This is a genomic window from Clostridium homopropionicum DSM 5847 (genome assembly GCF_001263795.1).
Classification (GTDB): domain Bacteria; phylum Bacillota; class Clostridia; order Clostridiales; family Clostridiaceae; genus Clostridium_H; species Clostridium_H homopropionicum.
Genome location: NZ_LHUR01000013.1, coordinates 1 through 20,817 on the forward strand (window position 1 = coordinate 1; position 20,817 = coordinate 20,817).

The 20,817-nt window shown below is 30.9% G+C and carries 17 protein-coding genes and 1 other annotated feature; of the genes, 12 read left to right on the forward strand and 5 right to left on the reverse strand.

Translation table 11 applies throughout. The annotated features are described in order from the left end of the window. Both CLHOM_RS04925 and CLHOM_RS04930 read left to right on the forward strand, forming a co-directional pair. Nucleotides 1–212 (forward strand): 2-hydroxyacyl-CoA dehydratase (locus CLHOM_RS04925; RefSeq protein ID WP_161803198.1); only part of this gene is annotated, 212 nt, incomplete at its 5' end. Nucleotides 213–380: 168 nt separating this feature from the next. Next, on the forward strand, nt 381–1,910 hold the full coding sequence (locus CLHOM_RS04930; RefSeq protein WP_052220583.1) for a hypothetical protein: 1,530 nt from the start codon (nt 381–383) through the stop codon (nt 1,908–1,910). Here the strand turns inward: CLHOM_RS04930 and CLHOM_RS04935 are convergent. Further along, nucleotides 1,907–3,085: an MFS transporter gene (locus CLHOM_RS04935; RefSeq protein WP_052220584.1), complete on the reverse strand. Its 1,179-nt coding sequence runs from the start codon at nt 3,083–3,085 to the stop codon at nt 1,907–1,909. The two genes, CLHOM_RS04930 and CLHOM_RS04935, sit on opposite strands and share 4 nt — an antisense overlap. 157 nt (nt 3,086–3,242) lie before the next feature. On the opposite strand from CLHOM_RS04935, the gene CLHOM_RS04940 reads away from it, so the two are divergent. Beyond that, nucleotides 3,243–3,887, forward strand: coding sequence for a nitroreductase family protein (locus CLHOM_RS04940; protein ID WP_052220585.1), 645 nt, complete (start codon nt 3,243–3,245; stop codon nt 3,885–3,887). 72 nt (nt 3,888–3,959) lie between these two features. On the opposite strand, the gene CLHOM_RS04945 is transcribed toward CLHOM_RS04940, so the two are convergent. Both CLHOM_RS04945 and CLHOM_RS04950 read right to left on the reverse strand, forming a co-directional pair. Then, nucleotides 3,960–5,330, reverse strand: a complete 1,371-nt coding sequence (locus CLHOM_RS04945; RefSeq protein WP_052220586.1) for a TrpB-like pyridoxal phosphate-dependent enzyme — start codon at nt 5,328–5,330, stop codon at nt 3,960–3,962. Nucleotides 5,331–5,388: 58 nt separating this feature from the next. Beyond that, nucleotides 5,389–5,631 (reverse strand) — a binding site (T-box leader). A 65-nt stretch (nt 5,632–5,696) separates the two neighbouring features. Beyond that, nucleotides 5,697–8,276: a RyR domain-containing protein gene (locus tag CLHOM_RS04950; RefSeq protein ID WP_052220587.1), complete on the reverse strand. Its 2,580-nt coding sequence runs from the start codon at nt 8,274–8,276 to the stop codon at nt 5,697–5,699. A gap of 233 nt (nt 8,277–8,509) precedes the next feature. Here CLHOM_RS04950 and CLHOM_RS04955 point away from each other — a divergent pair, with 233 nt between their 5' ends. From CLHOM_RS04955 to CLHOM_RS04975, 5 genes are read left to right on the forward strand one after another with little or no spacing between them, the layout of a single operon-like run. Next, on the forward strand, nt 8,510–9,640 hold the full coding sequence (locus tag CLHOM_RS04955) for an ABC transporter substrate-binding protein (protein ID WP_052220588.1): 1,131 nt from the start codon (nt 8,510–8,512) through the stop codon (nt 9,638–9,640). Nucleotides 9,641–9,643: 3 nt separating this feature from the next. Then, the gene (locus CLHOM_RS17820) at nt 9,644–11,722 is read left to right on the forward strand and encodes an HD domain-containing phosphohydrolase (RefSeq protein ID WP_082204359.1); all 2,079 of its coding nucleotides are present in this window, start codon (nt 9,644–9,646) and stop codon (nt 11,720–11,722) included. Nucleotides 11,723–11,759: 37 nt separating this feature from the next. After that, complete coding sequence (locus CLHOM_RS04965) at nt 11,760–13,136, forward strand: ATP-binding protein (RefSeq protein ID WP_052220589.1); 1,377 nt, start codon at nt 11,760–11,762, stop codon at nt 13,134–13,136. Then, nucleotides 13,133–13,450 (forward strand): pyrimidine/purine nucleoside phosphorylase, encoded by a 318-nt coding sequence (gene ppnP / locus CLHOM_RS04970; RefSeq protein ID WP_052220590.1) that lies wholly within the window; start codon nt 13,133–13,135, stop codon nt 13,448–13,450. Before CLHOM_RS04965 ends, ppnP begins: the two co-directional genes overlap by 4 nt. Nucleotides 13,451–13,481: 31 nt before the next feature. Continuing rightward, a complete protein-coding gene (locus CLHOM_RS04975) occupies nt 13,482–15,017 on the forward strand; it encodes a methyl-accepting chemotaxis protein (protein ID WP_052220591.1) in 1,536 nt (511 codons plus the stop codon). Between the two features lie 74 nt (nt 15,018–15,091). On the opposite strand, the gene CLHOM_RS04980 is transcribed toward CLHOM_RS04975, so the two are convergent. Then, nucleotides 15,092–16,339, reverse strand: a complete 1,248-nt coding sequence (locus CLHOM_RS04980) for a sensor histidine kinase (protein WP_052220592.1) — start codon at nt 16,337–16,339, stop codon at nt 15,092–15,094. After that, a complete protein-coding gene (locus CLHOM_RS04985; RefSeq protein WP_052220593.1) occupies nt 16,340–17,017 on the reverse strand; it encodes a response regulator transcription factor in 678 nt (225 codons plus the stop codon). It lies immediately after the preceding gene. A gap of 192 nt (nt 17,018–17,209) precedes the next feature. On the opposite strand from CLHOM_RS04985, the gene CLHOM_RS04990 reads away from it, so the two are divergent. From CLHOM_RS04990 to CLHOM_RS05005, 4 genes are read left to right on the forward strand one after another with little or no spacing between them, the layout of a single operon-like run. Then, on the forward strand, nt 17,210–18,010 hold the full coding sequence (locus CLHOM_RS04990) for a polyphosphate polymerase domain-containing protein (RefSeq protein WP_052220594.1): 801 nt from the start codon (nt 17,210–17,212) through the stop codon (nt 18,008–18,010). Continuing rightward, a complete protein-coding gene (locus CLHOM_RS04995) occupies nt 17,947–18,648 on the forward strand; it encodes a DUF4956 domain-containing protein (RefSeq protein ID WP_052220595.1) in 702 nt (233 codons plus the stop codon). Before CLHOM_RS04990 ends, CLHOM_RS04995 begins: the two co-directional genes overlap by 64 nt. A 1-nt stretch (nt 18,649) precedes the next feature. After that, nucleotides 18,650–19,639, forward strand: a complete 990-nt coding sequence (locus CLHOM_RS05000) for a phosphodiester glycosidase family protein (RefSeq protein ID WP_052220596.1) — start codon at nt 18,650–18,652, stop codon at nt 19,637–19,639. Nucleotides 19,640–19,674: 35 nt separating this feature from the next. Then, nucleotides 19,675–20,694 (forward strand): bifunctional glycosyltransferase family 2/GtrA family protein, encoded by a 1,020-nt coding sequence (locus tag CLHOM_RS05005; RefSeq protein WP_052220597.1) that lies wholly within the window; start codon nt 19,675–19,677, stop codon nt 20,692–20,694. Nucleotides 20,695–20,817 lie beyond the last annotated feature (123 nt).

The following is a 20,817-nucleotide window of genomic DNA, read 5'->3' on the forward strand; positions in this document are numbered from 1 at the left end:
AAATGCTTATAGATATGGTAAATAAATATAAGGCAGATGCAGTGGTAATTTGCATGATGAAATTCTGTGATCCTGAAGAATTTGACTATCCAATATACTATAGAGAGTTTGAAGAAGCTGGAATTAAGAATTTGTATATAGAAATTGACTTAGAAACAACATCCTTTGAACAAACTAAAACAAGAGTTCAAAGCTTTAGTGAAATGCTTTAAATCTAACTTCTTATATAAACCAATATTTAATTAAAGATCTTTTTTGGCTTAGCAATAAGCCTTAAAAGTTCTTTAATTTTTTTGTCTTTTAGGGTACATTGAATTCTAAAAATATTATTGCTATAATATAACCAATTTGTTTTTCTTCTTAAGATTTGGAGGTGCCTCGTGAAAACTACAAAAAATTATGCTTCTATATTAAAAGAATTGTTATGTTTTTCAGATACAAAATTTGTTGTTCTATCAAAAGCTGTAGGGTATGATATTTCTTATATAAGCAAATGGTGTAAGAATATTAAAATACCTACTAGTAAAAATATAGGAATTATTAATGAAAGAGCATCAGAAATTTTTTCAGAGGAAATTATTAAACAAAATAAGGTAAAAAAATTTTATAGAACATTTGAAATTCCAGAACCTATAGGCTTAGAGGATTCTAGTAATAATGATAAATTAAAAAGTAGCATATATGATTTACTAGATACTGCATATAAAAAATCAGAAAAGGATTTATCTGAAAAAGCTGAACAAAGACAGGAAGGAAACAAGGTTATTGTAGGAAAAAATAATGCAGCTACTTTTATTAGAGAGCTTATTTCAACAACCTTAGAAAATTCTACAACAGATATTGAGTTAATCTGTACAATGGATATCTGTAAAACAGCTGCTAACATGAATATAGATTTAATGGAAGAGTATAAGCTTCAAGATGTTAAAGTGAATGCAAAAATGGGCTTTAACATGAATGAATTTGAAGAAAACCCCAATTTTTATTTAGGGAAAATATATTCCATTCTAAATAAAAGATGGAATGTAGAATTTGACTTTTATGACAACAAAGATATGGATAAGTTAAATATAATAGCAATTAAAGATAAATTTGCAATTACATGTTCTTTAGATTGTGATGGCTTAATAGAGGTAGCAACTATTATAACTGATGAGAAAATTGTAAATACAATATATGATAAAGCTATTTCAAAGTTTAGAATTGGAGATATTTTAATTAGGTCAACAGATGTTTCATCTCTAGAAAAAGGGGGATATAGAACAGAATTTTATTCAAATAATGAGTTTCAATTTCTTTCTACTAGAGGATTTGAATTTTTACTACCCTCTGAAGTGATTTCAGATATTGTTGAAACAGCTTATGCACAAGGTTTTGGTGAGGATACAGCCTTCTTAATCAGAAAGCTGCAAATTACCTGGGAAGAAATGTTTGAAAAAAGCAAAATTAATTTTATTATCTTAAAGTCTGCACTTATGAAGTATATTGAAGAAGGAGAGATATTTTATACCAATATTGTATATAATTTATCTGTGGAACAAAGAAAAAATCATGCACTGAAAATAGTAGAATGCATGAAAAAGAACAGCAATATTAAAGTTATAATTTTAGATGATGAATTGCTTAATTATGATTCTGATTTTTTCAGAATCTCTGCTTATGTAAATAACAAAAAAGTATTTTTAAAGAAGAATTTAAAGAGTAAGCTAGGAGATTTACCTTTATTTTATACAATAATAAATGAAAAACTTGTTAGATATATTAATCAATATCTTATTTCCATAAAGGATAAAGACTTTTGTACAGAATATGATGCTGAAGCTGTTGAACATATTCTAGAAAAATACGGAGCAATGTATTTAAGAATGATAGAGGCAAAAGAATTTAATAAAAATCATACAAAAAATTAAAATGAAGTTTTAATAATTTTGTTTTTTAAATCTATTTTAGGTGTAGGCAAAGTAATGGCTACGACAGTTGCAATAATTGGTATGATTACAAGGGTAGAAATTGCTGTATGGATACTATAATTATCCGAAATCCATCCTAAAACAGGGGCGAATACACCACCTACGCTTACAGCTAAACCAAGAGTAACTCCAGAAGCTAACCCCATATGGTTTGGTAGATACTTTTGACCGTAAACTACCATTGGACTATAAGGTGCATATAAAGCCATGGCTATAGGTACTAGCATTGCAGTTGCAATATTAACGCTGTGAATATTAATAAAAACTAGCAACAGTGGTATAAGTAATGCAAAGCCTATTATAATTATTTGCTTATGGCCAAATCTATCGGCTAACCGTCCAGCAATAAGAGTACTTATAGCTCCAGTGACAATCAGTATTGTCAAAGCAGTACTGCCTGCAGCTTTAGATTGTCCAAAATTATTTATCCAGTAAAGAGGTAAAAAAGTATTAAAACCAAAAAATATTATAGATCTGCAGGAAATTGTAGTTAAAAGCCGCAAGAAGGAATTCCACTCATCCTTAATTATTTCTGATGTTAATACTTTAGTAACCTCAGAATGTTCATGATTGTAAAGATTTTTCAACTGATTTAACAATATAAGGGAGACTATAATAACTGGTAAAATCAGAAGTAAAGAGCCTTTTAACCCTAATAATAAAACAATTGAAGTTGTAAGTATGGGTCCTATTGCAAACCCCATATTTCCACCTGCTGCAAAGGTACTGACTCCAGTTCCTTTTTTTTCGCCTGAAATACTATTTGTTACACGTGCAGCCTCTGGATGAAAAGCAGCAATACCTATACCGCTGATAGCTACTGAAATTAATATTAGCCAATAGCTTGGCAAAATTCCTGCAAGTCCAATCCCTGCTCCTGCTAGAAAAAGACCAAGAGGCATTATCCAAGGAAGAGAAATTCTATCAGAATAAAAGCCAAATAGTGGTTGAACTATTGAAGAACTTATATTTGCTGCAAATACTAAACTTGCTGCAGCTGCATAGGTTAAATTATGTTCATGTATTAAAAATGGAAGCAGTGCTGGCAGTGCTCCTTGAAATATATCTATAATAAAATGTGAGGAAGTTAGCAAAGCAAGATATTTTTTGTTCATTTTATCGCTCCTTAAGTTATAATAGTTATATTGTATAACAATAACTATTATAAAACTATTTTTACATATATTCAAAATATATTAAAATGTGCAGCTTCTAATGAAATTATGTTTATGATATAATTATGGTAAAAATTAACTGGGGGGGTATGGGGAAATGCAAATATTAAATCCTATAGAAAATTGGAGAAGTATACGCAGATATGAACAAAAAGAAGTTGAAAAAGAAAAAATAAATGCAATTCTAGAAGCTGGTCGTATGGCTCCGTCATGGCAGAATTTACAACCGTGGCATTTTCTAGTTATCACTGAGGATAGTGGCAAAAATAAGTTGGCGGAAATTGTAACAACCGTTAAGTTAGTACAAAAGGCGCCGGTTGTTATTGTAGTTCTAGGTGATATGAATGGATTTCAAAGAGATGAAGCGGTAAGATTATTGATGGAGCAGTTAGGTGAAAGAATGAGTGAAGAGGATTTGAGAAAGTATTTAGATAGAAAAATTACAAGTCCATTAAATGTAGGCATTGAAACAGTTAAAGCAAGGGTACTGGAACAACTATCATACGCAGCTGCATTTATGGCATTGGAAGCCAGCAATCAAGGACTTGGAGCTTGTGTATTAGGGGGCATTGAGAATAATATTACAGAAGAAACTGATAAATGCAGAGAAGTAAAAGAGTATTTTGGAATTCCTAAAAACTATGAAATTTATACTCTGATTACTCTGGGATATCCAAATGAAAAGCCTGCAAAGAGAAGTCGTAAAAACTTAGAAGAGGTAAGCTCCTGGGAAAAGTTTTAAATATAATATTTAGAAATAAAAACGATACAATATATAAATGTATCGTTTTTATTTTATAAATTATTTTATTATTTATAGTTGTACCTTTGGAAGAGTAGCAAATCCTTTTTCAAGATCTTCATCAGTAGGTATGTAGTCTTCCATAGTTCCGCTGTTGTAGCTCATGTAAGCAGATAAGTCGAAGTAACCTGTACCTGTAAGGCCAAATAGAATTGTTTTCTTTTCTCCAGTTTCTTTGCACTTAATTGCTTCATCAATGGCAACCTTTAAGGCATGAGAAGATTCAGGAGCAGGGAGAATACCTTCACAGCGAGCAAACATTGTAGCTGCATCAAACACCTTTGTTTGTTCTACGGAACGAGCTGTAATGTATCCATCATGATAAAGCTTTGAAATAATAGGACTCATTCCATGATATCTAAGACCACCTGCATGATTTGGAGATGGCATAAAGCCTGAACCTAGTGTATACATCATCATTAGTGGAGTGGTTTTGCCTGTATCACCGAAATCTAGAGCGTACCTACCTCTTGTTAAAGAAGGACAGGAAGCTGGTTCAACAGCAATAAATTCTATGTTGTTTTTTCCTTCAATTTTGTCTCCCATAAATGGTGCAATTAAACCACCTAAATTAGAACCGCCTCCAGCACAGCCAATGATAATGTCTGGATTAATGTCATACTTATCACATGCTATTTTTACTTCTTCTCCAATAATTGATTGGTGTAAAAGAACATGATCAAGCACACTTCCTAAAACGTAGCGACAATTAGGTGTCTTCATAGACACTTCCATAGCCTCAGAAATTGCACAGCCTAAGGACCCGCCTGTACCAGGATTTTCAGCTAAAATTTTTCTACCAACTTCAGTTGTATCAGATGGAGATGGGGTAACTTTGGCTCCGTAAGTTTCCATAACAGCTTTTCTATAAGGTTTTTGTTCTGTAGATACTTTTACCATAAATATATTTAGAGGAATGTTATAGTAAGCACATGCCATTGATAGGGCTGTTCCCCACTGGCCAGCACCGGTTTCAGTAGTAAGACTTGCTATTCCTTGCTTTTTAGCATAGTATACCTGCGCTGCAGCAGAATTTAATTTATGAGATCCAGAAGTATTTGTACCTTCAAATTTGTAGTAGATCTCAGCAGGTGTATCAAGCAACTTTTCTAAACAATAAGCACGAACTAGAGGAGAAGGCCTATACATTTTGTAAAAGTCGCGAATTTCCTCAGGGATTTCTATATATTTATCTGTTGTGTTAAGCTCTTGTTCTACAAGCTCTTTACAAAATACTGGCTCAAGATCTTCAGCAGTACAAGGTTTTAAAGTACCTGGATGAATAAACGGAGTAGGTAGTTCTTTCATTACAGCTTTTAAATTATACCAATTTTTGGGCATTTCTTCTTCAGTTAAATAAATTTTATAAGGTGTTTTAGGCATAGTATTCATTCCTTTCATTTTCTATATTAATATTATATAAAAAAAAGCCCTTGTCCACGTATAGGACAAAGACTGTAATCTCTGCGGTACCACCCAAATTGCGAATAAACGCCACTCATTTAATGTACAAACATACACTATCCATGGATAACGGGTGGAATTCCCGGCTTGCATACACTTCAATGAATTTCTGCAAAACCCTCATGAGTCCATTCACAATAAGCTTATGGTCGCAATCTCACCATCTGCGACTCTCTTTACATAAGTTGATTACGTTACTACTCTCAATCAACAGTTTGTGGTTGTATTCTTATTATGATAATCTTACAGTGAATAAAATTTGTTGTCAATAGGTAAAACTGATTTTTAGTAAATGCCAGGATTTTCACAAGAAGAATATTTTAATCTTTCTAATTTAAAGTTTGATTGAGCGAGTATTTCTGGCCAAATTTTAACCATTTTACGTACTTTATCTTTTTTTACTTGCGGTAGTTTCTCCCAAGAAACTAATCCAGGGTCAGTTTTTTTCTTATGATCTTTAATTTCACCATATGTCCAACCATCTTTTTTTCTATGACGATACCACCGGGTATGTTCATTTTCAGCTAAAGCATCTAACTCTTCTTCTGAAAACTCCATAAAGGACGGAATTTCTTTAACAGAAATAACATCATAATTTATTTTAATCAGTGCGTTAGGAATGTTTTTAGCCATATCTCTATTAGATCTTTTTAGGTCTTCACTAAGTTCTTGCCAAGGCATTAAAAAGTCTTTATCCATTGAAAGGTCAGATTTGCTTAGAGCTCTATATTTTTCATGAAGAGCTGTAGCAAGAGTTTCGATCTTTTCACTAAAAAAAGCATCTTGCATTAAGTGTCGTAAGAATTGTTCTTCATCAACATGTAGTTTTAGCTGTTCCTTAGAAGGTAAGTCAGATTGTTCCCATTTTTTGGCGTTAGTCAGCATACTCATTTCTAATATTGCTTCCATAGATCTTGATTCATGCTTGTACCTTGGAATTTTTAGCAATGCCCTAAGAACACCATTATCAATTTGTGCTTCACTATTATCATTTATTAGATGAGGTACTTTACGTTCAAGTAGAGAACGTAAGAGCATAGCTCTTCTAATAATAAATAACTGATCCCATTCAGCATCAGTTTGATTTGGACCTAAAATATCTACATAGCCTCTTAAACGGCTTATAAAATCTGGACCTTTTGCTCCTTTAAACTCTAATAAAAATTTATTTTTAGCAGTTTCATCTTGGATATGTTCTCCACAAAATTCTCCAAAAGTGCTGTTTGTTCCACCAGCAAATACGAATATTGCTTTGCCAATAGGGTGTATTGAATCACCTTCTCTAAAAACACCATCCTGCATAGGAGCTAGAAAATATTTAAGCCATCCCAGTTTACCCTCAAAGGCAGAATCAAATTCATCAAAAAATATTAATGGAATTTTCCCTTCTAAAGATAGATCTCTTACCTTATGAAAAGCATTAATTAAGTCTAATGGATTCCTAAATTGAGATAAATTAAAATTTAATTTCTCAATTAACCCAGGAGAAATACTAGCTGCTACCTCTGTTACACCAAAAGATTTTCCAGAACCGGGAGTTCCAAAAACAGCAATTGAAAGTGGTCTAACTACATTTTTGGAAGAAATATACTCAACCATGAGATTTTTTATACTTCGATAGCTTTCAATCTCAGTTCTATCGACGGTTTGCAAATTGCCAAACTGTGCAATTGGAATAAATTTAAGGGAACTTTCTACTCCATTTTTTACAATATCATAAGCTATCTCAGCTAGATTTGCAGAACTTTTATCTTTAAGGATGCACCAGTGAGAGTAAGCATCAAAGTTACACAAATTTGGGATTATGGCATCTTGAACTAGCTCAGTAAATACAGTATCCTTATCTTCTTTTATAAAAATTGAAGGGCTAGGGAATTCATATACTTCTAAATCCTTGCTAAATCCATTTAAAAAATATTTATGAGCGGAAACTATCCCCTCTCGAATGCCTTCTCCAATTAAATGACATAAATCTTCTTCATATGATTGCTCCATTGCAATACAATGTGCAAGACCTGCTACAAAGCAAGAGGTAAGTCCGTACATTTTGCCATCTGTATCTTTAAAGGATCCTCCTTCAAATTCGTAAGGAAGAAAATAAAGAGTTGATTGAGGAGCTTTTGCGTTTGTATAATAAATGGCACCTTCTAAACCAAAAGGCACGATTAAATGATGGCATTTTGCAAGAAAAGAAAGGTTAGGATTATTGTTGATTTGCCACACAAAGTCCTGAGCTGTTCTTTCCCAAGAAATACTTCTGCTAATATTAACTCCTTTTGAACGAAGATCATCTCCATTTATAATGACTATAGTTTTTTCAATATGATATTGTTCTAATTGCTTCCAAAGTTCATTAGATCCTATGGGATTGTTCATTTTGTACAAAACTAACGGAGATGTATCAGTTGATTTTATTGATAAAGGCCAAAAGTCAGAATTAGAATTAAATCCATTATTTTCATCATCTATAATAACAATGTCTGCATTAATATCATCATTATCTATAGGAAGTAATTTAGGCTGACCAGAGGCTGGACCGGTAAATCCTAGAAAGCGCTTTACTCTATAGACTTTTTCCTTCTTTTTGTTAGATATAGGGAAAAGATCTAATTCTGCTGTAGAACGTATAAATTCTTTTGAAAGATTAGATTCTATATTCGCTATTTTAGGTGAAAGGATAGTAGCTCCTGTAGCTAAAGATACAAGGTCTGATAAAAGCAAGGATTCTCCAGATACTAATTTGCTGTGCATATTTATATGATTTTGCCAATTAAGACCAGTACTGCTTTGAGGTTCTGTTATCCATTGTAGTGAATTAATACAAATGTCTCCTGACACAACAATCTTCAAATTTTTATTATCCATAGCATATTTCACCCCTTTTGTATTTATTTTTCAGTAAAAGCTCTAAAACTTAAAAACAATTATACTATAATATTTTATACATTTCAAAAAAATGCGTAAAAATAATCGAAATTTAAAATGAAAATAGAAAAAAATAGAAAAATAATGAAAAATGTAAATTTTCCCTGTATAATAGTGGATAGATAACTTTTAAATTGAGCTTAAATAAAGTTATTTATGAGGAGTGAGTTTAAATGAAAACTAATAAAGTTAAACATATACTTCTTTGGACAATGTTAATCAGCAATTTTGTATATTTTAATGGATGCATCAAGAAGTCTGAAACAATAAAAATTGGTGTTTTAGGAACTATGTCAGGTATTAATTCTGATTTATCTGTTTCAGGTCGAAGGGGAGTTGAATTAGCAGCGGATGAAATTAATAAGGCTGGAGGAATAAATGGAAGAAAAGTTCAATTAATTGTAAAAGATGATAAAAATGATCTAAAAGTGGCACTTCAGATGAATAAAGAATTTATAGATGAAAATGTTGGTGTAGTAATTGGGCCTTATACAAGCGGCATGATTGTTAATTCTATTGACTATTTAAGAGATAAAGAAATATTATTTTTGGGTCCAACCATAAGTGCAGATAGTTTATCAGAGAAAGATGATAATTTTATTAGGTTTATTGCCTCAACTAAAGAACAAGCAGTAGTTTTAACTGAAATGGCTAAGAAAAATAAAAATAAAAAATTTGCAGTAATTTATGATAAAGAAAATAAGGGATTCAACGAAACACTTTATAATAACTTTAAAGATTTGTTGGAAAAAAATTCAGGACAAGTTATTTTTACAAAGGGTTTTAGTTCTAATAAGGATTTAAATTTCTCAAGAATTGCAAAGGAAATAGCAGATTCAAAAGCTGATGCAGTCTTTATTATTGCTAATGCAGATAATAATGCAACTATAACTCAACAAATAAGAAAAATTGAATGTAATATACAAATATATTCACCTTTATGGTCTAATACCTCTGATTTGATAACAAAGGGTGGAAGTTCAGTTGATGGGATGTATATAGTTGGTGCAATTGATTTAAATAGTAAGTCAAAAGACTTTGTTGACTTTAAAAAAAGCTATCTAGATAAATACGGAGAAAGTCCAACTTTTTCATCTGTGTATTCCTATGAAACTTCTATGGCTCTATTTGAGGCGATAAAAATGGGACCCGATTTTAAACCATCTACAATTAAGGATAATATTATAAAAATCAAGAACTTTAAAGGTTTAGAAGGAAATTATAAAATAGATAAATATGGAGACAATACTAGGAAATATATGATATTTAGGATAGAAAAGGGAGAGTTGAGAAAGGTTGAATAATATATGAAAAGGAATTTTAGTTTAAAGCATCAAATGCTAGCAAGTAACATATTAATATTTGTTTTACCTGCCTTAGTTTTTGGATATGTAACTATATCAACCTTTTATAAAAGAACAAAAGAGGAGATTAAACTTAATAATATTACTACTACAACACATGTAAATAATCAGATTGAGAACTTTATCCAGGGACCCATTAATGTTATGAATGAGGTAAGAGAGGTTTTATTTAAGAGAGAATTTATCGAAGAGAATGAAGTAAATACCTATTTAAATTCTATAAGGAACATTTATTCTTATTTTGACAGTATTAGGATTATTAATAAGGAAGGTAGAGTAAAAAATATTGCTCCATATAGTGAAGAACAAATTGGAACTAGTATGATTTATGAAGATTTTTTTAAAGAGATAGATATTACAGGTAAATCTATGTGGTCTAGAGTGTATCTTTCAAATCAAACTCATAAACCAACTGTAAATATTTCTATGTATATTAATGGTGATGTAGTAGTTGGGAGTTTGAATTTATCAAAACTAACAGAAATTATCCAAGGTATTCCAGTAGAAAAGGAATGGTCTATATCTTTATTAGACGAAAATGGAATTTATATTTTCGATAAGAGAAATGGGGAAAATGTAAGTCAAAGAAGAATATTTGATTATTTCAGTGATATAAAGGAAGGCATTAAACAGAACAATGCTATGATAAATGTTAATAGCAGTGGAGAACTAATGTTGTATTCAACAAAAATTAAGTCAACAGGATGGTATTCGGTTATCGTTGTAGAATCTGAAAAGATATTTAAACCTGTAGATAGGTTTAGAAATGCTTTTTATGTTGGGCTGATAATATTCTTAATTCTAAGCTTTATTATTTCTACAATTAATGTAAATATGATAATAAAATCTTTAAAGAATCTTATAAATAAAACAAAACAAATTTCCAGTGGTGATTATAGTATAGAGCCAGAATCTAAGGGATATAAAGAATGTATAGAATTATCAAATAATTTCTATATCATGAAAGAAAAAATAAAAGAAAGGGAAGAGCGTATACAAGCATTAAACTATCATGATCAGCTTACGGGCTTATATAATAGAAGATTTTACGAAGAAGAGCTGAGAAGGCTAGATGAAGAAAAAAACTTACCGTTAACAATTGTTATGGCAGATGTTAATGGATTAAAGCTTGTAAATGACTCCTTTGGACATTCAGTAGGAGATGAACTATTAAAGAAAGTAGGGCAGGTAATAAATAAAGGTTGTAGGGATAAAGATATAGTAGCTAGGCTAAGTGGAGATGAGTTTGTAATTCTCTTACCTAAAACAGATATTTATGAAGCTGAAGAAATTGTGAAAAATATAAAAGAATTAACTTTAAAAGAAAAAGTAGGGGCAATAGATTTATCTGTATCCTTTGGATATGAAACTAAAAATAATAAGGAAGAGATAATTCAAGAGGTATTTAAAAAAGCAGAAGATTATATGTATAAGAAAAAACTCTTTGAAAGTCCAAGCATGAGAGGAAAAACAATAAATGCTATAATTAATACTCTTCATGAAAAAAATAAAAGAGAAGAGCAGCATTCTCATAGAGTATCTGAATTATGCGAAAGCATGGGAAAAGCCCTTGGTTTACAAGAGTCAGAAATTCAAGAACTAAAAACTGTAGGGTTACTTCATGACATTGGTAAAATAGCTATTAATGAAAATATACTTAATAAGCCAGGAAAGCTTACAGAAGATGAATTTGAAGAAATTAGGCGCCACCCTGAGATAGGATATAGAATATTAAGTACAGTAAATGATTTATCAGAAATGGCAGAGTACGTTTTAGCCCATCATGAAAGATGGGACGGAAGAGGATATCCTAAAGGCTTAAAAGCTTTTGAAATACCAATTCAAGCTAGGATAATCGCTATTGCAGATACTTATGATGCTATAATTAGTGAAAGAAGCTATAGAATCGCTTTACCAGAAAAAATAGCTATTGAAGAACTTAAAAAGAATTCTGGTATTCAATTTGATGAAGAACTTGTTAAAATATTTATTGAAATGATACTAGAAAAACCGTTAGAATAAAAAAGAAACTGAAAAATCAAAAAGAGGGGCTAGAACTATGAAACAGGGAAATTTTAAACAAGAAGAAAAAAGCATCTTAGAAATGCGCTTAAAATTTGAAGCTTTATCTGTATATAGGGATATACTAAAAGATAAGGTAATAAACAAATTGTATTCATTAGTGGATTATTTGTATGTTGGGGAATGTGATTTGTGTGGCTTTCTTAGCCACTATAATAATTTTTACAATTCATTAATGGAAGAAAATCCATCAGGATCACTTAAAAACTATATAATTGATTATATAATTTATAATGAAAATCCATTTTCGCGCAAGGCTGAATTTACTAACATTAAAGAAATTGAAGACTCTTATAAGAATGTCGTAAAAGAAGACTTAAATTTTCTTCAAAATATATCAAATTTAAGTTCTAGTTTTTTAAAAAATTATGCAGTAAAGCATTTTTCACAATGGGATTTTGAAGAGACAATAATAAGAAATCTTCCTAAGTGGAAAGTATCAGCTAAATTTAGTGGGCATGAGTCTTATAAACGTACAGCAGAAAAACTTGTTACTTCAAGCTTATGGGGCGATTATTTAGAAGTTTTAGGCGATTTTTATAAAGAAAATGGAACTGGAATATTTGCTAAACATAGAGGATTTGTTTGGGAGGCTCAAGGAAATGAAAAATATTTAAAAGGAATTGACTCTCCTGATCCAATAATGTTGAAGAATTTAATTGGTTATGAACGAGAACGTAAACAGATTATTGAAAACACAATGCATTTTTTAAATGGACATACTGCTAATAATATACTTTTGTATGGAGATAGGGGTACTGGAAAATCTTCTACAGTAAAAGCTCTATTAAACGAATATCATACCATGGGCTTAAGAATTATAGAAATTCCTAAGCAGTATCTTCCTGATTTGCCTGAGATAATAAGGGCTGTTAAAAATAGAAACTTGTACTTTATTTTCTTTATTGATGACTTGGCATTTGAAGATAGTGAAGAAAGCTATACAGCTTTAAAGGCAATACTAGAAGGTGGACTAGAAAGTAGACCTGAAAATGTTGTTATTTATGCTACTTCAAATCGTCGACATCTAATAAAGGAAAAGTTTAGTGAAAGGCAAGGTTTAATGTCAGGAAATTATGAGGATGAAGTTCATGCAGGCGATACTATGCAAGAAAAGCTTTCTTTAGCTGATAGGTTTGGAATAACCATTACTTTTACTTCCCCAGATCAGAATAAGTATCTTGATATTGTTGATGGATTAGCTTTACAAAGAAATATAGAAATGGATGAAGAAACACTACACAGAAAGGCATTGCAATGGGAAATGAGACATAATGGCCGTTCTGCAAGAACCGCTAGACAATTTATTGATTGGCTAGAAGGAGAGATAAAAATGAAGGAGGTATTATCATGAATACATTTGAAAATGTAGCAGTGGCTAAGGAAGCAAACATATATTTTGAAGGGAAGGTGACTAGTAGAACTATTTTATTTAAAAATGGAGAAAAAAAGACCTTAGGAATTATGCTTCCAGGAGAATATGAATTTTCAACTGGAAATAAAGAAGTAATGGAAATTACTGCTGGGAATCTTCATGTTAAGCTTCCAGGCAGTGAAAATTGGGAGACCTATGTTTCAGGTACTGTTTTTGAGGTACCAGCTAATTCTAGTTTCAAATTGATTGTAAAAGAAACTACAGATTACTGTTGCTCATATATTGAAGAATAGGTTTAATTAATTGGGGAGTGGAGGATAATTAATGCTATTTAACTCAAAAAAACCACCATGTTATGAAGCAGATCAAATAATTGAGTATGTTGACAAAAGAATAAAAGGCAAAATAATAAAAAAACCTGTTGTAAAGTATGGTATTCATATAAGGTTAGCTGATTATTTTGACAAGCTTTTTGCCAGCGAGGAAAGTATGGCTAAGTCGGCAAAAAAGATAATTGAGATAGGTGCTACTATAAGTAGTTTTGACTCTGAAATGAAGCATATATCTGAAATGTTAATTGATTTTGCAAAAGAAATGTCTGATGTAAGTCAATCTAATTTAGCTATTGTTGAACAAACAACGGCCAGCATGAATGGCGTAAATGAAACTATAGCTAACGCAAGCCAGACTCTTAATAATGTTTCAAGCTCATCTGAAAATCTGATGCAAAGCAATATTGAAGGACTCACTCAGATGGAAGAAATTAGTGAAATAAAAGATGGAGTTGTAACCAATGCAAATATAATGAGAAGTAAGATAGACTATTTAGTTGAAATGGCTAATAAGGTAACTAATATTGTAAGCACAGTAGAAGCCATAGCAGGTAAAACGAATCTTTTAGCACTGAATGCTTCAATAGAAGCTGCAAGAGCAGGGGAGCATGGAAGAGGATTTGCAGTAGTTGCTGACGAAATTAGAAAGCTTGCAGATAATACTAAAGTAAATCTTGAAGGAATGAAGGATATAATGATAAATATTCATGAAGCCGCAAGAGATGGAAAAGATAGTATTGATAAAACAATAACAGAAACTACTAAAATGAGTGGAAAAATTGATGCAGTTAAAGGCACTATAAAAGAAAATGTTCAACTTCTAAATACTACAGTTAATGATATAAAATTACTTAATGATTCTATGAGTGGAATTAGCGTTTCAGTAGATGAAATCAATAAAGCTATGGAAACTTCTACAGTAGATGCTGAAAAACTTACTAATATGACACAAGAAATACATGACAGTGCAATAGAAAGTGCAGATGTAGCAGGTAAGATTTCTGAAATTGATAGTGAATTATCTGTTATGGTTAAAGATATGCTGTCACATTTAAAAAATAGTGCAAACTCAATAAATAATAAAGAGTTTAATTCTTACATGGAAAAAGCAATAAAATCTCATAAGGCCTGGTTATCAAATTTAAAGAGAGCTTTAGATGAAATGAAAGTGTATCCTCTTCAATTAGATGGTACTAGATGTGCCTTTGGGCATTTTTACTACTCTATAAATGTTGATCATCCTAAGATTATATCAAGTTGGAGAGAAATAGAGAAGTTTCATTTGGATTTTCATGGCTGTGGGGAAAAGGCTATGCAGGCCATTAAGAATAACAATTTTGAAGAAGCTAATACTTATTATAAGCAAGCTGAAGAAATATCACTTAATATCTTTAAACACTTAGAGTTAATTATAAAAGAAGTTGAAGAACTTGATTTAGCAGGTGAGCAAATATTTAACTCTTTATATAGTAAATGTGATGATGGATCCTGTGAAAGTTGTAATGAAGCGTGTGCAACTAGAAAATAATTTAGGCGTATAAAGCAGCACAGTTCAAACTGTGCTGCTTTATACGCCATTATTTTTTCTAGTCGTTGATATTATTATTGGCTAGCAATTGGAAGTTCAACCATAAAGGTTGTGCTTTCATTTAAAATACTTGAAACAGATATGTTTCCACCATGTTGTTCCACTATAGCTTTAGCAATAGCAAGTCCAAGACCATAACCTCCGCTGTCTCTAGAACGAGATTTATCAACACAATAAAATCTGTCAAATATTTTATCTATACTTTCTTTAGGAATGCCTTTTCCAGTATTAGATACGGATAAAGTAATCTTATTGTGGGATTTTTTTAAACTAATGTTTACCTTTCCTTTGATATTTGTATATTTTAAAGCATTATCTAATAAAATCATAACCACCTGCTTTAGTTGTTCGTTATTTCCTGTGATGATTAAGTTAGGTTCAATATCATATTGTAGATTAATGTTATTTTCAAAGATAACTGCCTCCATAGTTAAAATTACATTTTCTACAGTTTCACTTAAACTAAAGTTTGTATAAATCATTTTTATATCTGAATAGTTGATTTTAGTAAGGTAGAGCAAGTCATTTGTCAGCTTTGACATTCTTTCCACTTCTGATTTGATATAGTTCAGCCATTTTGACTGACTTCCTATAGTTGTATTATCATTTGATAATACTAAATCTACATTGGTATTTATGACAGCAAGTGGAGTCTTAAGCTCATGAGAAGCATCTGCAATAAACTGAGTTTGTTTATCAAAAGCTTCTTTAATTGGCTGAATTGCTTTATTTGCAAAGTATCTACTTATAAAGAAAATAACAATTAACATTACAAAGGCAACCACTAAAAAGGTATAAATTAGATTAATAAGGATATCTTGTCTTGAGGTAATATCTAAAAAAGTAATTTTATTACCAATATCATTTGTGGTTAATAGATATGCCCAATAGTAGCCATCCAATTTAAACTTACCGGAGCTTAAATTTTTAGAAAGAGCTGTATTTTTCGCTGTTTCTAAAAATTCTTTATCCATTTCAAAAATAGAAGTAGAATTAATTATGTTACCATTGCCATCAGTAATTAAAACAAAAGAAATGGAACGCTCTTCTGGGGGCTGTTCATTGTTGATTTTTGGTTCAAATTCTTTAGGATTTTCCTTTGGTCTTCTATTGAACTCTGAAATTTTATGCAATTCAATATCAATATTCTTATATACATCGTTATAAGTGATAAAGTATATAGAGGAAAAAGCAAAAAGCATCATTACAGAAATTATGACCAAGTTAAGAATTAGAAATTTATTTCTAAGTTGTTTAAACATCTATTTTTTTACCTCCAAAATATATCCTACTCCTCTAACGGTAGTAATCACCACTTCTGAATCTAAATATGACAGTTTCTTTCTTAAAAAGGAAATATAAACTTCAACGTGATTATTATCTACATCAGAATCAAAGCCCCAAAGTTTTTCAATAATTAATTCTTTAGAGGAAGTTGCATTTTTCCTAGAGATGAGCAATTCTAAAAGCTCACTTTCCTTTAGTATTAGCTTAATATCTTTAGACCCCTTTGATAATTTTAAGGTTGAAGGATTCAATTCAATATCTCCAAATTTTAAAGTATTGTCTTTAATAATTTCCCCTTTACGTCTTGAAACTGATCTTATTCTTGCTAACAGTTCCTCTGTTGCAAATGGCTTTGGCAGGTAATCATCTGCACCGCTATCAAGCCCAGCTACCTTATCTGAAATCTCTCCTTTAGCTGTAAGTAGTATTACAGGAGTTGTAATACCTTCCTCTCTAATATTTTTTAGTATACTTATGCCGTCAATTTTAGGTAACATAATATCTAATAATATCAAGTCATAAATATCACTTAGGGCATTATCAAGTCCAGCTTCCCCATCATTAACTGCATCTACAGTATAGTTATTCTTTTTTAATATTTGAGTTAAAGCTTCTGCTAAAGGAAGCTCGTCTTCTACTATTAATATTCTCATAATAAATTCTCCCTTTGTTTTTCTTAGTAATAATTATAGCATAAGATACCTTAAATTAACCTTAAATGTAAACAGACTATGAACTGTTAAATCTATGTAAAACATTTAAGGTTTGTTTAAGGTTCACTTTGTAAAATAAAATCATAAACTTGATCAGTCAGGAAAAAAGCAATAAAGGAAAGGAGAGATAACATGGCAATTGAAGTCTTTAATAGACATGAAGGAAAGTTTTTACTTAATAAAAACAAGTATGAAAAAATTCAATATATGCTTTTAGAGTATATGGAGATAGATGAACATAATAAGAATGATGAATTTTATACCATAAGCAATATTTACTATGATACTAAGGATAATCATTTAATAAGAACATCCCTATTAGGACCTAGGTATAAAGAAAAGCTTAGACTTAGAGCTTACGGTGTCCCAAGTGAGAATGAAAAAGTTTATATGGAAATAAAGAAAAAGGTATCTGGATTAGTGAACAAAAGAAGAACAACATTAAAATTACAGGAGGCGTATGAATTTGCAAGTACTGGTATTAAGCCTGAATATAAAAAGTATATGAATAAGCAGGTTTTAAACGAAATAGAGTATTTTCTTAAAATATACGATCTTGAGCCAAAATTATATCTTGCTTATGACAGAAAAGCACTGTTTGGAAAAGAAAATCGTGATTTAAGAATTACTTTTGATAAAAATATAAGAACCAGAAGATATGATTTGAAACTTGAAAATGGAGATTATGGAGAAGCGCTGCTAGGAAGTGATGACATTTTAATGGAAGTTAAAGCAGAGAAAAATATACCTCTATGGCTTTCAAAAATGCTTTCTAGAGAAAATATATTTAAAAGAAGCTTTTCAAAATACGGCAGTGAATACAAGAGATTACTTGAAAAAGAAAGAAAAGAGAAAGGAGAATTAAATTTATGTTTGAATCAATACTTAATGCAATATCAAACACAAGCACAGCTAGTGCATCAATATCAGTAACAAATGCAATTTTAACTATTCTAATTTCATTTATCTTAGGTGGATTAATAAGCTTTACTTATATGAAAACCTGTAATAAACACATATATTCTCAGAACTTTTCATTAACCCTTGTCATTATTCCAGCAGTTGTTGCAATAATTGTCCTATTGATAGGAAGTAACATTGCAAGAGCTTTTAGTTTAGCTGGTGCCTTTTCAATAATCAAGTTCAGGAGCGCACCTGGGGATTCTAAAGATATTTCTTATGTACTATTTACAATGGCAGCAGGATTAGCCTGTGGTGTTGGAGTTTTTTCCTATGGTATTTTATTTACTGTATTTTTATGTTTATTAATGTGGGTGCTAAACTTAATAAATTTTGGAGAAATAAAAAACTCTCAGAAACTGCTTAAAATAACCATTCCAGAAGACCTAGACTATGAAAATGCTTTTGAAGAAGTTTTTGAAGAGTATACAATAGAACATCAATTAATTAAATTAAGAACAACAGATTTGGGAAGTCTTTATCAGCTTGTATACACAGTAACTATGCCTGATAAAGTTACTCAAAAGGATTTTTTAGATGCATTGCGCTGCAGAAATGGTAATTTGAGCATTATATTATCAATGCATTCGGAAGCTAATGGGGGCTTATAAAATGCATAATAGGAAACGTATATTTACAAAAAAGAAAATAATCACATTAGTATCGATATTAACTATTTCTACAATATCATATGCGCTGGCTTATAGGTATTTGATTGAAAGAGTTGAGGCACAGGTAACGGATAATAACACTACTACAATTGTAAGCACTAATAGTACTACAACTAATAGTAGTACTTCAAATGAAACCAATACAACTAGCAGTTCTTCTACTACGAAAGAATCCTCGGAGGCTAAGTATGATGACTGGAGTTATAAAAGTGATGGAATAGAGATTAGTATTAAAAAAAATACTAAAGGTTCTGGAGCAGATAAAATAACTTATTATGTTGCTGATGTAAAAGTAAAAGATTCTTCATATCTTCACTCAGCTTTTGCTAAAAATGAATATGGAAGAAATATTTTAGAAACTACTTCAGACATAGCTGATAATAATGGAGCTATCCTTGCTATAAATGGAGATTATTATGGATTCCGTAGTGATGGAGTATTAATTAGAAATGGTAAGTTGTATAGAAATGAGCCAGCTAGGACTTCAGCAGCCTTATATAGTAATGGAATCATGAAAACTTTCGAAGAGAAAGAAATATCTTCTGAAGAATTGTTAAAGAATGGTGTTATAGATACCCTTTCCTTTGGACCTGTGCTCATAAAGGATGGAAATATTGTAGACAATTCAGGGAAAATAGTTGTAGACACTAATTTTGGAAACCGTTCTATTGAAGATGCTAATCCAAGAACGGGAATAGGAATGATTGAGCCAAACCACTTTGTATTTATAGTTGTTGATGGTAGAAGTGAAGAGAGCCGAGGAATGACACTATCAGAATTTGCAGAAACCTTTAAAGAATTAGGATGTACTGAAGCATACAATCTTGATGGGGGAGGATCATCAACAATGTATTTTATGGGGAGAGTTGTGAACAATCCTTTAGGTGAAAATAAAGAGCGAAAAATCAGTGACATACTCTATGTAAAATAACAGTTATTATTAAAATAAAGTAGGTGATTATATAAATGAATATATTAATTCCAGCTTACGAACCAGATAAAAGATTAATAAAACTTATCTATGACTTAAAGTTATCCTGTGAATATAATATTATAATTGTAGATGACGGAAGCGGAATTGCTTATAGTAATATATTTTTGCAAGCAGAAGAACTAGGATGTACAGTACTTACACATGAAATTAATAAAGGAAAAGGTCAAGCACTTAAAACTGGGTTTAATTATTTAAAAGAAACGGGAGATGGAGAAGGGATTGTCTGTGCAGATTGCGACGGACAACATCTACCACAAGATATAATTAAAATAGCAGAATTAATTAATGAGCATCAGAAGTGTATTATTTTAGGGACTAGGCGTTTTGTTGGGAAAGTACCATTTAGAAGTCGTTTCGGGAATAGCGTAACAAGAGCTATATTTTCCTTTGCCAGTGGTGGAAAAGTTTATGATACCCAGACTGGACTTAGAGGATTTTCAAGTAGGATGCTATCATGGCTTTGTCAGATCCCAGGAGAGAGGTTTGAATATGAGATGAACATGCTTCTAGAAGCAATGCCTTCTGGTTACAGCTTTTACGAAGTTGATATAAATACTGTTTATTTAGAAAAGAATAAGTCATCTCATTTTAACCCTGTAAAGGATTCATTCCGTGTATATCTGCCTATTTTAAAATTTAGTATGTCATCTATATTATCAGGTCTACTTGACTTTACATTATTAGGAATTTTGCAATTTTTAACTTCAGATTTGCTTTTTTCAGTAATAGGTGCAAGAGTCATTAGTGCTTTGTTTAACTATACTGTAAACCGGTTTTATGTATTCTCAAGATTTAAAAATTTACCAATAAAAAAATCTTTATTTAGATATTTTTTAGTTGCAGTAATAGTATTACTAGCAAATTACGAAGTTATCAATATTTATTATAGTATTATTGGCCTATCTTTGTTTTTGGCTAAGATATTAACAGAAGTAACTGTATTTTTATTCAGTTTTTGGTCACAGAGAAAATTTGTTTTTAAAAATTCATGAGAAATTAAGATAGGGCCCATTTTAATTTATATAGGTTATTTTATTTTAAAAAAGATGATTATGTGAAGTTAATTAGGGTGGTACCGCAAAATTTTGCCCCTTGAGTTTAATTACTCAAGGGTT

Bases quoted from the DNA above. Each gene is read 5' to 3' on its own strand.
- CLHOM_RS04935 (WP_052220584.1), bottom strand. From the start codon at position 3,085: ATGAACAAAAAATATCTTGCTTTGCTAACTTCCTCACATTTTATTATA.
- CLHOM_RS04940 (WP_052220585.1), top strand. From the start codon at position 3,243: ATGCAAATATTAAATCCTATAGAAAATTGGAGAAGTATACGCAGATAT.
- CLHOM_RS04945 (WP_052220586.1), bottom strand. From the start codon at position 5,330: ATGCCTAAAACACCTTATAAAATTTATTTAACTGAAGAAGAAATGCCC.
- CLHOM_RS04950 (WP_052220587.1), bottom strand. From the start codon at position 8,276: ATGGATAATAAAAATTTGAAGATTGTTGTGTCAGGAGACATTTGTATT.
- CLHOM_RS04955 (WP_052220588.1), top strand. From the start codon at position 8,510: ATGAAAACTAATAAAGTTAAACATATACTTCTTTGGACAATGTTAATC.
- CLHOM_RS17820 (WP_082204359.1), top strand. From the start codon at position 9,644: ATGAAAAGGAATTTTAGTTTAAAGCATCAAATGCTAGCAAGTAACATA.
- CLHOM_RS04965 (WP_052220589.1), top strand. From the start codon at position 11,760: ATGAAACAGGGAAATTTTAAACAAGAAGAAAAAAGCATCTTAGAAATG.
- ppnP (WP_052220590.1), top strand. From the start codon at position 13,133: ATGAATACATTTGAAAATGTAGCAGTGGCTAAGGAAGCAAACATATAT.
- CLHOM_RS04975 (WP_052220591.1), top strand. From the start codon at position 13,482: ATGCTATTTAACTCAAAAAAACCACCATGTTATGAAGCAGATCAAATA.
- CLHOM_RS04980 (WP_052220592.1), bottom strand. From the start codon at position 16,339: ATGTTTAAACAACTTAGAAATAAATTTCTAATTCTTAACTTGGTCATA.
- CLHOM_RS04985 (WP_052220593.1), bottom strand. From the start codon at position 17,017: ATGAGAATATTAATAGTAGAAGACGAGCTTCCTTTAGCAGAAGCTTTA.
- CLHOM_RS04990 (WP_052220594.1), top strand. From the start codon at position 17,210: ATGGCAATTGAAGTCTTTAATAGACATGAAGGAAAGTTTTTACTTAAT.
- CLHOM_RS04995 (WP_052220595.1), top strand. From the start codon at position 17,947: ATGTTTGAATCAATACTTAATGCAATATCAAACACAAGCACAGCTAGT.
- CLHOM_RS05000 (WP_052220596.1), top strand. From the start codon at position 18,650: ATGCATAATAGGAAACGTATATTTACAAAAAAGAAAATAATCACATTA.
- CLHOM_RS05005 (WP_052220597.1), top strand. From the start codon at position 19,675: ATGAATATATTAATTCCAGCTTACGAACCAGATAAAAGATTAATAAAA.